Source organism: Pseudoalteromonas sp. D15MCD-2, from assembly GCF_038562745.1.
GTDB lineage: Bacteria > Pseudomonadota > Gammaproteobacteria > Enterobacterales > Alteromonadaceae > Pseudoalteromonas.
In genome coordinates, this window is the sequence record NZ_JBCFQE010000001.1 from 3,376,588 (window position 1) to 3,388,721 (window position 12,134).

The 12,134-nt window shown below is 41.0% G+C and carries 9 protein-coding genes and 1 riboswitch; of the genes, 1 reads left to right on the forward strand and 8 read right to left on the reverse strand.

What is annotated here, in order from left to right; all coding sequences use genetic code 11:
* Positions 1–24: 24 nt before the first annotated feature.
* Entirely contained in the window at positions 25–729 is a 705-nt protein-coding gene (locus AADY36_RS15495) for a 2OG-Fe(II) oxygenase (protein WP_054563475.1), read from the forward strand.
* A gap of 51 nt (positions 730–780) precedes the next feature.
* Here AADY36_RS15495 and AADY36_RS15500 read toward each other — a convergent pair whose 3' ends face one another.
* The 8 genes from AADY36_RS15500 to AADY36_RS15535 form a co-directional block, all read right to left on the reverse strand.
* The gene (locus AADY36_RS15500) at positions 781–2,019 is read right to left on the reverse strand and encodes a cysteine desulfurase-like protein (protein WP_342409195.1); all 1,239 of its coding nucleotides are present in this window, start codon (positions 2,017–2,019) and stop codon (positions 781–783) included.
* Between the two features lie 9 nt (positions 2,020–2,028).
* Complete coding sequence (locus tag AADY36_RS15505) at positions 2,029–2,661, reverse strand: 2OG-Fe dioxygenase family protein (RefSeq protein ID WP_054552412.1); 633 nt, start codon at positions 2,659–2,661, stop codon at positions 2,029–2,031.
* Between the two features lie 262 nt (positions 2,662–2,923).
* Complete coding sequence (locus tag AADY36_RS15510; RefSeq protein WP_055020885.1) at positions 2,924–3,928, reverse strand: hypothetical protein; 1,005 nt, start codon at positions 3,926–3,928, stop codon at positions 2,924–2,926.
* Entirely contained in the window at positions 3,928–4,869 is a 942-nt protein-coding gene (locus AADY36_RS15515) for an autotransporter outer membrane beta-barrel domain-containing protein (protein ID WP_342409196.1), read from the reverse strand. Before AADY36_RS15515 ends, AADY36_RS15510 begins: the two co-directional genes overlap by 1 nt.
* Before the next feature lie 210 nt (positions 4,870–5,079).
* Positions 5,080–7,677, reverse strand: a complete 2,598-nt coding sequence (gene acnB, locus AADY36_RS15520; protein WP_054563469.1) for a bifunctional aconitate hydratase 2/2-methylisocitrate dehydratase — start codon at positions 7,675–7,677, stop codon at positions 5,080–5,082.
* A gap of 295 nt (positions 7,678–7,972) precedes the next feature.
* Positions 7,973–9,043, reverse strand: a complete 1,071-nt coding sequence (locus AADY36_RS15525) for an OmpA family protein (RefSeq protein WP_055198942.1) — start codon at positions 9,041–9,043, stop codon at positions 7,973–7,975.
* A gap of 466 nt (positions 9,044–9,509) precedes the next feature.
* Positions 9,510–10,922, reverse strand: a complete 1,413-nt coding sequence (locus AADY36_RS15530) for a protein adenylyltransferase SelO (RefSeq protein ID WP_342409197.1) — start codon at positions 10,920–10,922, stop codon at positions 9,510–9,512.
* 8 nt (positions 10,923–10,930) lie between these two features.
* Complete coding sequence (locus AADY36_RS15535) at positions 10,931–11,626, reverse strand: DNA-3-methyladenine glycosylase I (RefSeq protein ID WP_054563466.1); 696 nt, start codon at positions 11,624–11,626, stop codon at positions 10,931–10,933.
* A 183-nt stretch (positions 11,627–11,809) separates the two neighbouring features.
* Positions 11,810–12,006, forward strand: a riboswitch (Lysine riboswitch).
* Positions 12,007–12,134: the final 128 nt, after the last annotated feature.

A 12,134-nucleotide genomic window follows, 5' to 3' on the forward strand; every position in this document is an offset into this window, starting at 1 on the left:
AAAAATATAAACTAAAGGTAGCTCATGACGGACTTTATTCGCGTATACGAAAACGCCCTCAGCAAAGAATTTTGCGACAACTTTATCACGGTATTTGAACAAAGCCCGCATTTAAAACAAGGCATTACCTCAGGCGGAGTAGATTTAGCGAAAAAAGACAGCCGCGATTTATACCTTAATAACCACCCCGAATACGCTGAGCAACTAAAGCATATTCAACAAACGACTGCGGGTTACGTCTTCAAATACCTTGAAGAGCATATTTTTATGATGATTGGTGCCTTTGGTTTAAAGGTTTACCATCCGCAAACCGGCAAACCTGTTGACCTAACACAAGATAACTTTGAAGAAGTCGGCAAACCACAATTGCCATTACTCGTGCAGCAAATTTTCCGCATGGGTCCAATTCAAGCACAGAAATACGATATCAATAAAGGTGGCTACCCTTATTGGCATAGCGAGGTATACCCGCAAGCTGGCCACAACGAAGCTCTGCATCGTGTGCTGTTATTTATGTTCTATTTAAATGATGTAGAAGAAGGTGGTGAAACAGAGTTTTACTATCAACAACGAAAAATATCGCCTAAACAGGGTTCTATGGTCGTAGCACCGGGCTATTTTACCCACACGCACCGTGGTAATAAGCCAATTTCAAATGATAAGTATATTTTAACCTCGTGGGTCTTATTCAACCGCGCGGAACAAATATATGGCCAACCACAATCCTAGCGGTAATAAGCAGCCCACTCGGGCTGCTTATAGCTTAATTAAAGCTCAGCTTTAATCTGCTAGTAATTGATCAAATAAATCAAAAACCTTATCAAGCTCTTCAATTGTGTTGTAATGCATACAACCAATGCGTACTACACCACCGGTTTCTAATACACCTAGCTGCTTACATAAGCCTTGAGCGTAGAAGTTACCGTCCCACACACAAATATGTTGCTTACCTAAAAATTCAGACACAACACGTGGCTCGATGCCTTCAAAAGTTAAAGCAAAAGTCGGTGTGCGATAAGCTATACGCTCTAGTTCATCAATACCAAATAACTTGATACGTGGGTAATCTGCTAAACGCGTTAAGAAATGCTTACTTAATGCCATTTCGTGTTGTTTAGTCATAGCAAATGCAGCCGCGAGTTTTTCTCGACGTGAATGACTATCATCAAGTTCACTAATTGCAGCAATGTAATCAACAGCTGCAATTAAGCCAGCTAGCGCTTCAAAGCTTTGTGTACCCGTTTCCCAGCGACCTGGCGCAACATCTTTTGCAGGTTCAACTTTATATGGTGTGAAACCTTCAAGATGCTCACGTTTGCCATAGACAATACCAAGGTGAGGACCAAAGAACTTATATGCAGAGCAGGCTAAGAAGTCACAATCAAGTGCTTGTACATCTACAAGCTCATGAGGTGCGTAATGAACGGCATCAACATACACTAGCGCACCAACAGCATGTGCAAGCTCAACGATGCGTTTAATGTCATTAATTGAACCTGTCGTGTTTGATGCATACGTCACTGCAACAAGCTTTGTTTTGCTAGATAAAAGGCTTTCAAAATGTGCCATATCTAGGCTGCAATCAGCTTCGTTGATAAGGGTTGTTTTTACTGTCGCGCCTTTATCTTCAGCAGCTTGCTGCCAAGATGATACGTTTGAGAAGTGATCTGCATTGGTGACAATAATTTCATCATCAGCAGTCCAATCACGCGAGATGGCACGGCTAAAGCTAAACGTTAAGCTTGTCATGTTTGCACCAAACACGATTTGCTCTTTAGATGGCGCATTTAATAAATCGGCTGCAGCTTGGCGAGCATTTGCCATTAACTCTACCGTTTTATCACTTGAGAAAAATGCGCCGCCTAAGTTTGAGTTGAAGTAACCCAAATATGCACTCATAGCGCTTAGAACTGACTGTGGTACTTGCGAGCCACCTGGACCATCAAGGAAAATCGGTGACTGACCAGCAACTTGTTGCATAAGTGCAGAGAACTGGCGACGTAATTGCGTTAAGTTCATGGTTTACCCTTACGCAGTTAGTACGAAGCAATCAAGGTAACCTTCTTTGCTTGCGTCTAATTTATTCATTGGTGTAGCGTTGTGCCATACTTCACGGTCATTAATCAGTGCGAACATGCCGTCTTTAATTTCCATTTTGAAACATGGTTCTGCCTGCTGGTGTTCATAAACAAGCAGCTCACCACCCTCTAGGTTTTCGTGTGATACACCACACACACATACGTGATCAAAACCATCTTGGTGAACACCTTCTGGCGCAGCTGGTGTGTCACTGTCGATCGCAAGCATTCTGAATTGGTGAATTTCAATAACGCGATCATCGCTGATACCCGTCATATCACGGAACTGATTAACGATTTGCTTCATGCCATCAGTCGCTAATAAGCTATCTTCTAGATTTTCATAGGTGCGCTCAACATTACCTTGGAATGTATTGATTGAGTCATCTTGCACGAATGCTTTTGTTGGTTGTAGTTTTAACTCACCATCAACAACTTTAATTACTGAATAACGACGCTTACGAAATTCACCATCTGCGTATGGGTTAGCAGGTAGGTTAGCAAAAGAAGGCTTAACTGCGTCAATGTGCGCTTGGCTTACAAAACGAAGTTGTAGAAGGTTCTGGTTGTTTAATGTAGTCATTTCGATCTCGCCTTAATACGTTGAGAATATTGGCGAGGATTTTAATTCAATTAGCAGGGAATATTTGCGTTTTTATGTAAACCAGTAAGGTTTATTGGATAATTTTAAGATCGTTATAGACATTTTTTAGAATATTTAATCTAAAAAATAAAAACAGCCACAAATGTGGCTGTTTTAGGTTGCACAATTTACGACAAGTTTAATTTCTCATAGAAAGGGAAACTTTATAAAAAGCCACAGCGAACTGTGGCTCTTGGTTTACTCAATTAATTGCTTTTCTTACTTGTTGAAGCTGCTCCTGAAAAGAGAGGCCTCTCAGATCACCCAAACCAGCAGCCATGGTCAGTGCATAAATTTCACTTTCAAGACTCAGCATGTGCGCTTCAACAGTGTCTTTATCAATAGCCGATTTTTGGGCTAAGTACTCAGCATAGAGACTATTAATACGATCGATTTGTAATGACAATAAAGCAGCTTGTTGTTTAATTTGCTCGTACTCACGATAGTTAGCTTTACTAAATGTTTCACCTTGCTCTAATTGTTTTCGAACGTCCTGATAAACTGTCGGAAATATATCGACTTTTTTTGAGTTAGCTAGCCCATAAATTTTTTCGATATACTGAGAGAAATAAAACTGTACAACGGCGTCTTTTTCTAAATCAATGAGTTGCTCTAATAGCTTAGGTACATACTCAGCAACTTGCTGCTCTTGCCCGTCAATGAGCATTTCCTTTAATTGTTGATGTTGCTTATCGAGCTCTCGATAACGCTTTTCATAAGATGTTTCAGCATCCAATTGATCTAAAATGGCAAACTCATCTCTAATTGGCTGTAAAACCGATGTGATCCTTTGCTTGGCAAGCTGCGCTTCAGTAACCAAGGAAATGACCTCCTGACTTTGAGACATGACTTCATCTGCAACTGTATCAGATGAGAACAGTGACGCACTTTTTAAAGCATGTTCAGGAGCTAAACGCAGTTCATTAAACTCAGGCTCAAGCACCGCCCATACTTTACGAGCCTTAGCTACACGCTCCTCATCAAATTGCGCTAAGTTCTCCGTATCTATTTGGTTATAAGCTGTCAGTGCTTCTTGGAAAACACTTTGGGCTTTTTCATAGGCTGCCTGTATTTGTTCGGGGGTCGCCTGTTCTTCACCTGTAATACTACTCGCAAGAGAACCTAAATCTTGCTGAACCGAGTCAATGGTTTTACATCCTGATAAAGAGAATAAAAGTAATGAGCTAATTATGGCGAACTTGTTCATTAATAGCTCCACTGCAAACCAACTGCAAAAGACACATTACTATATTCGACTTCAGGTACGCGCAGACGTTGACCATTTTCAAGATTCTTAGTCACTATATCGCGAGATTTGTATTGCGCATCAATACCGCCCATTAACGCAATATGTGACATTATTTGATAACGTAGCCCAACTCGTCCTAACACACCCCAGCCATTAAAACTGTCGGTTAATGTAGTTGTTTCAAATTGAGTATTTTGAATTTCAGAGTACATGGGTGTACTCAATTCAGCTTCTGCATACCAGCTGTACTTATTAAAACTGTCTTTTAAACGACTATCGTAACGGGCACCTAAAGTAAGCAAGATACCCATTTGATCTTCTGACACAGAGACCACGGGGCGTAGCTGGGAGTTATAATCTTGTTGGTCGCCCACATTGTTCGCGTTATTCATACCCGGTAAGGTAAAACGAGCGGGGTTATCTGGATCATCTGAGATAGCAATCAGTGCCTCATCAAATGCCGCCGCACCTGGTTGCACAAAAGCAAAATTTGAGCGTGTAAAACTAGAAGTAAAAAACTTAGTGCCTAAAGTAAGCTGTATGGCTTTTGAAAAATTATAAGCACCTTTAAAACCGATCTCATTCGCTTTTGTTTTAAATGCATTTTCTTGAATATCGCCAAACTCTGCCAAATGCCAAGTTTCAGTTTCAATTTCAGTAGAAATTGTTGCAGCACTTTCAATATAGAATCCCCAATCATCATCGATCCCTGTGTATGATATCTGTCGTATTGCGGGATTGGTCACATCAATTGACTGGCTCAACTTGCCAAACCCTGCTACATCATTAAGAGTTTCACTATAGCTAATCGTTTCAAAACCGAGTCGAACTTCACTAAAAGAGGGGTTAACAGCAAGAGCCGAACCACTAAGGGGGAGTAAAAGAAGAAGTGCTTTCATTGTTCAATTCCTTGATTTGCAAAATCTATGCAGCCAAGAAATGATGCCCGCCTTCCTTGGTTACAACATTAAACACAAAGTTACAACTGTTAACTTTTAACAATAATCAGTGTAGACAAATGTATTAATTTTACAACCAAACTGAACAAAAACTTAATAAAAAGCCCGCTAGGTGCGGGCTTTTATACTAATAAATTTAATTATTACTAATTATACAGCTTGCTGAACGATCACTTGGTCTGCCTTTTTAGTGTATTGAGGCATACGGTGGAAGTTCAGGTAACGATAAGTATCAGCTGCAGTTGCATTGATCTTATCTGCATACTCTTGGTACTCAGCAGGTGTAGGTAATTTACCTAAGATTGCCGCTACTGCTGCAAGCTCTGCTGATGCTAAGAATACGTTAGCGCCAGTACCTAGACGGTTAGGGAAGTTACGCGTAGAAGTAGAAACAACAGTTGCTTTATCAGCAACACGTGCTTGGTTACCCATACATAGTGAACACCCTGGAGTTTCGATACGTGCACCTACGCGACCAAAGATACCGTAGTAACCTTCATCAGTAAGCTGGTCTTTATCCATCTTCGTTGGTGGTGCAACCCAAAGTTGAGTTGGGATACGACCACTGAAACCATCTAGTAGTTTACCTGCAGCACGGAAGTGACCGATGTTAGTCATACAAGAACCGATGAATACTTCATCGATTTTCTCGCCTGTTACGTCAGAAAGAAGACGTGCATCATCTGGGTCATTTGGAGCACAAAGGATTGGCTCTTTGATGTCTGCAAGATCGATTTCAATTACATGCTTGTACTCTGCATCAGCGTCAGCTTCCATAAGTTCAGGGTTAGCTAACCACTCTTGCATTGCATTGATACGACGCTCAATAGTACGAACATCACCGTAACCTTCAGAGATCATCCACTTAAGCATTACGATGTTTGACTCTAGGTATTCAGCAATAGACTCTTTAGAAAGCTTAACAGTACAACCTGCCGCTGAACGCTCAGCTGATGCATCAGAAAGTTCGAAAGCTTGCTCAACAGTTAAGTGCTCAACACCTTCGATTTCTAGTACGCGACCAGAGAATTCGTTGATTTTACCTTTCTTCTCAACAGTAAGAAGACCTTCTTTAATACCGTAGTAAGGGATAGCATGAACTAGGTCACGTAGTGTGATACCTGGCTGCATTTCACCTTTGAAACGTACTAAGATTGACTCAGGCATATCAAGAGGCATTACACCAGTTGCTGCTGCGAATGCTACCGCACCTGAACCCGCTGGGAATGAAATACCTAGAGGGAAACGAGTATGAGAGTCACCACCAGTACCTACTGTATCTGGTAATAACATACGGTTTAACCATGAGTGGATTACACCGTCACCTGGACGAAGTGATACACCGCCACGGTTCATGATGAAATCAGGAAGTGTGTGGTGAGTGTTTACGTCGATTGGCTTAGGATAAGCTGATGTATGACAGAAAGACTGCATTGTTAAATCTGCAGAGAAGCCTAAACATGCTAGATCTTTAAGTTCGTCACGCGTCATAGGACCTGTTGTATCTTGCGAACCAACAGTTGTCATTTTCGGTTCACAGTATTGGCCAGGACGTACGCCAGGCATGTTACATGCTTTACCAACCATCTTCTGAGCTAATGTGAAGCCTTTACCAGAATCAGTTACAAGAGCAGGCTTGCGGAAGATATCTTCAGCTTCCATACCTAGTGATGCACGTGCTTTGTCAGTTAAACCACGACCGATGATTAGTGGAATACGACCACCAGCACGCACTTCATCAAGAATTACATCTGATTTAAGTGAGAAAGTAGAGATTACTTCATCAGTACCGTGACGCTTAACAACACCTTCGTATGGGAAGATATCGATTTGGTCACCCATGTTTAGCTCATCAACAGGAAGCTCGATTGGTAATGCACCAGAGTCTTCCATTGTGTTGAAGAAAATAGGAGCGATTTTACCACCTAAACATACACCACCAACGCGTTTGTTTGGTACGTGAGGAATATCATCACCCATGAACCAAAGTACAGAGTTTGTTGCAGATTTACGAGAAGAACCCGTACCAACTACATCACCAACGTATGCAAGAGGTAAACCTTTCGTTTTAAGCTCTTCTAGTTGTGAGATTGGACCAACTTCACCTGGTTTTTCAGGATTGATACCATCACGTTCGTTCTTCAGCATTGCTAAAGCGTGTAGTGGAATATCAGGGCGAGACCATGCGTCTGGAGCAGGAGAAAGGTCATCAGTATTTGTTTCGCCAGTTACTTTGAATACGGTAACTGAGATTTTTTCAGCAACTGCAGGCTTGTTTACAAACCATTCTGCATTTGCCCAAGATTCGATTACTTGCTTAGCAAATTCGTTACCTGCTTTCGCTTTTTCTTCTACATCATAGAAAGCATCGAACATTAATAATGTGTTTGATAAACCTTTAACAACGATCGGCGCTAACGCTTCGTCATCTAGAAGATCAATCATAGGTGCGATGTTGTAACCACCTAGCATAGTACCAAGTAGCTCAGCTGCTTTTTCTTTTGATACAAGTGGAGAGCTCGCTTCACCTTTTGCAACTGCAGCTAAGAAACCTGCTTTGATGTAAGCAGCATCATCAACACCCGGTGGTACGCGGTTAACTAGAAGATCAACGATAAACTCTTCTTCGCCTGCCGGTGGGTTTTTGATTAATTCAATAAGATCAGCCGTTTGCTGAGCATCTAATGGCGCTGGTACGATACCTAACGCGGCACGTTCTTCTACGTGTTTACGATATTCTTGTAGCACAATATTGCCCTCTTGGTGACGTGAAAGTACTCGGTAGTATTAAGCTAAATACCAATTAAGACCCAGCACTTATAGTATTCTGACGGTTAATTATAAAGCTTTTAAGTATAGATGAAAATCCATGCTGTAAGTAAGGAGTTTAATATTCACTATAAATAGCATGAATAGTACTAGAAAAAAAAGCTATTCAAATGAATATTTATTAAGAATCATTCCTATCTACTTACTTTAGAGGTGTTAGAAATGAAAAAACCCAGCACTAGGCTGGGTTTTAAAATTTTCGTAAAGAGTTAGATTAACGCTCTACTTTTACACGCTCAATTACAGATACTTTCGCTTCAACACGACGGTTTTCAGCGTGAGCTTCTGGCGTATTTGCTGGGTTTTTAAGGCGCTCTTCACCTAAACCAACAGTAGTAAGACGCATTGGGTCAATACCGTCTTCGATTAGTTTCTTAGCAACAGCATCAGCACGTTTCTTAGATAACCACTTGTTGTAGTCAGCTTTACCTACTGATGAAGTGTGACCTTCAAGTACTACGTCAGTACCTGGGTGCTCTTTTAAGAACTTAGCAGCGCGGTCAATATCATCTAAGTATTGTTGAGATACTTTAGACGTGTTGTTAGGGAACGTGATTAGTAAGCTCTTAGTTACTTCACGATCTTCATATAATGTACAGCCAGTACCATCAACAGCGTCAGTCATTGGCGTGTTTGCACATTGGTCATCAGCATCAGGGATGTTATCGCCATCGCTATCAACTGGCTCAACCGCAACAGGAACAACTGTTGGAGCAGGTTCAACTGGCTCAGAAGCTGAGCTTTGCGCACCAAAGATATAGCTTAGGCCTAATTTAGCGCCAACATCTGTGTAACCACGGTCAAGACCTTGGTATAAAGATGTTTCAGCGTTAAACGCGAAGTTATCTGTGAAGTAGTGTTGGTAACCAGCACCTACGTTTGCGAACATTAGATCTTCGTCAACCGCATCAAGATTTTTAAGGCCGAAAATACCGTAGAATGGACCACCACCTAAGTGATATAAAGCGTCAATACCGTAACGTTTGCCACTTTCAGTACCGCTAACAGAAGTACCGTCGTTTAGATCAGCTTTCCAATCGAAGTCCATATCAGCGTATTCTAAACGAGCGCTCCAGTAATCACTAAAACGGTAACCTAGCTCTAAACCCCAACCTGTAGAGTCATCAACATCAAGGCCACCTGGAGTGTAGTCGCGGACATTTTCCCAAGAATTATCATAGTAGTCGCCAAATGCGCCGATGTAGAAACCTTGCTTTTCGGCAGCGAAGCTTGAAGCACTAGTTGCAGCAAGTGCTAAAGCAATAGTAAGTGATTTTAATTTCATTGTTTCCTTCCCATTTTCACAATTAAAATTGTAGCTAAGTCAAACCAGCTCAATCAGTTTAAACAGAGTAGTCGACTAATAGTTAATCAAAACTTAACGAACTCGGTACAGAACAAAAATCTTGCCGAGTAATTTCAGTCAATTACCCAAATAATAGGTTATCTAAATAACTTTGCGTAACAATGCCTTTAGATCGCTTTGTTATGATTAGGTGAAAGTCTATTCAGCCTAATCTACTGACTTCAAAACCGATAAAAGTCCATTCCCAATTACATTATTATATTGGTTATTTTTAAATCAACAAGTTGAAAGCAACTTTATTTGTAAATTTTCGTTAAAAAGCAAAACTTTAGTGCTATTTTATTGATATAAATCATAACACTGGCAGCTAACTTGCTCAATCAACGAACACTCAGATTTAAAAAAATGAGCATTTACAATTGTTATCAACCATAAAGATTAACCCTTAAGTACCACAAAAAGTTTGGTAATTACAATCACCTTCCTTCGGAGGTTGATACCATGCCGCAAATTCTTCCTCATACTCATATGGTTTTTGAATAACTTTTAAAAACTCATTGATTGATGAACTAGATCCTGCCTTTTCATACTCAGCCAAGATCATTTCAATATTATGATTACGGGGAATGACTGCAGGATTAACAGCTCGCATTGTGCTGTAACTTTCAGCTGATGTTCTGAGCCTCCATTTTGAAACCCATTCTTTTAAATTAGAATCTATAACAAAGTCTTTCACTAAAGATTCAGTAAGTGCATTAAAAGTATTGGTGTAATCAAGTTGGTGTTGCTTCATTAACCCCAGTAACTCTGAAACTAAAGCATGATCGCCTTCTTGCTGACCAGCTAAGCCTAATTTCTGCTGCCACATAATATTAAATGCATCATTAAATTTAGCAGCAAAACCATTCACAACCGGTGAGAGTTGCTCAACGGCAGCATCTTGATCAGTAAATAAAGGGATTAAGCTTTCAGCTAAACGCGCAATATTCCAATTGGCAATATTCGGCTGATTACCAAATGCATAGCGCCCTTGATGGTCAATCGAACTAAACACCGTGTCTAAGTCAAACTGATTCATCATCGCGCAAGGACCATAATCAATGGTTTCACCGCTAATCAAGGTATTATCGGTATTCATCACGCCATGTATAAAGCCAATTCGCATCCAGCTGATAACGAGCTCAATTTGCTTATCTAGCACGGCGGTTAAAAATTCAATATAACGCTGCTCACCCGTACTGCTAATGTCAGGAAAGTGGCAATTTATTGCGTAGTCGACTAGCTTTTCTAACCCTTCTATATCACCTTGTGTAGCTAAGTATTGAAATGAGCCAACACGAATATGGCTTTTAGCTAAACGAGTGACAACTGCACCCGGGCGAGGTGGCTGGCGATATACCGTTTCGCCAGTTGTAACTACAGCTAAACAACGCGTAGTCGCGATACCAAGCGCATGAAGTGCCTCACTCATGATGTACTCACGTACAGCCGGACCAATGGCACAGCGACCATCACCACCGCGAGAGAATACCGTTGCTCCTGCGCCTTTTAGCTGTAAGTCCCACAATGTGCCATTGTGATCTGCAATAGCACCAAGCAAATGCGCTCTACCATCACCAAGACGCGGTGAAAAATGACCAAATTGATGACCTGAGTAACCAAGTGCAACCGGTGCAACATCTTTATCTATTGTTGAACCAGATAGTAATTTAGCTAAATATTCGCTGTCGTGTTTAATTTCAAAATTATCAGCTAGCTTGTCATTAAATAGCAGTAATTGTGGCTTAGCAACGGCACTCGGCATATCTTTAATAGCAAGCAGTTCACTAATATCTGTGTATCGGGTTTGCAGTTCCATAACTGTCCTTAACGTGTTGCTACACCTACACGATTATCGCCTACACCATAGGCCACTAGTTGGCTTAGAGCCTGCAAGCTGTAACCGCTTTGCTGTTGTAATTCATTGAAAAAATCTTGTGCTGCTTGTAATGACTTTTTAGTTTGTAAGCCGCCATCAATCAACTCATGGGCACGCAAGTAGGCTTCTACATCGCGAGAAAGCAAAAAAGTATCTTTACCAAGCGCTCGCAAAGCGTAAGGGCCAGTGTTGCCTCCTAATCGAGCGCCATGTTTTTTAAGATAAGCCCACAGACCAATAATATTGTCAGTTGGCCAATCTGCAATAAATTGGCTAAAACTGCCATGTTTTTCGGCAACTTCGTGAATCATGTACGCATTTTCAGGGATCGTTTGTACTTTTTTAAAATTACGAACAATTCGCTCATCACTGGCTTTTTGCTCAAGCATATCTGGCGGCATCATCAACAACTTTTCTACGCTGAAATCCCAAAACACATCACGAAAACCAGCCCATTTATTATTGATAACAGACCAATAAAAACCGCTTTGAAAGACTTTACGCGTAAACTCTTCTAACCATAAATCGTCATGCATTTTGGCAATATCAGTATCATCGAGCGGGTTTGATAACAATGCATGCAGCATTTCTTCGCTGCCTTTTCGAGATACGGCTCGCTGATAAATATCGTTAAATTTTTCCATCATTTTTCCAATTTATTTGGTTAACGCTAAGTGTACGTAAAAACACGCTTATACGTAACCATGTTGCAAAATCGGTCACTAAAAAACAAATCCTTCGCCTTGACACCTAGATGGCTAAAATGCTTTAATCGCCGCCAATACCCTATTTAACTATGTTGGCTTTAACCTTTAAAGCGAGCATAAAGGGCTGGAAGAGGTGCGTTATTCAGGTAGCGTATGGGAAGAGCACAGACTCTGTTGATCATACGTGAGGGGAATTAACGCCGAGAAGTAACACCGTTTGTGAGGTGCTTATTTCGGGCGACTGGGCTGAATCCCAGCGACTGTCACCAACAATAGCAAAGCGCTATTGATTAGTTTGGTGGAGAGCTTCTGGTCTTAGTATAATAAGGCCGTCGCGTCTTTATTATTTTAAGCCCATTCGCTCTTCGAATTATACCTTGTTCGAACGACGACATGCGGCTCCATTCAAATGTTCCCGCATAAACTCTTCGAATACCTTATAAGT

Coding starts and splice junctions, on each gene's coding strand:
- AADY36_RS15515 (WP_342409196.1), bottom strand. CDS start 4,869: ATGAAAGCACTTCTTCTTTTACTCCCCCTTAGTGGTTCGGCTCTTGCT.
- AADY36_RS15495 (WP_054563475.1), top strand. CDS start 25: ATGACGGACTTTATTCGCGTATACGAAAACGCCCTCAGCAAAGAATTT.
- AADY36_RS15525 (WP_055198942.1), bottom strand. CDS start 9,043: ATGAAATTAAAATCACTTACTATTGCTTTAGCACTTGCTGCAACTAGT.
- AADY36_RS15530 (WP_342409197.1), bottom strand. CDS start 10,922: ATGGAACTGCAAACCCGATACACAGATATTAGTGAACTGCTTGCTATT.
- AADY36_RS15510 (WP_055020885.1), bottom strand. CDS start 3,928: ATGAACAAGTTCGCCATAATTAGCTCATTACTTTTATTCTCTTTATCA.
- AADY36_RS15535 (WP_054563466.1), bottom strand. CDS start 11,626: ATGGAAAAATTTAACGATATTTATCAGCGAGCCGTATCTCGAAAAGGC.
- AADY36_RS15500 (WP_342409195.1), bottom strand. CDS start 2,019: ATGAACTTAACGCAATTACGTCGCCAGTTCTCTGCACTTATGCAACAA.
- AADY36_RS15505 (WP_054552412.1), bottom strand. CDS start 2,661: ATGACTACATTAAACAACCAGAACCTTCTACAACTTCGTTTTGTAAGC.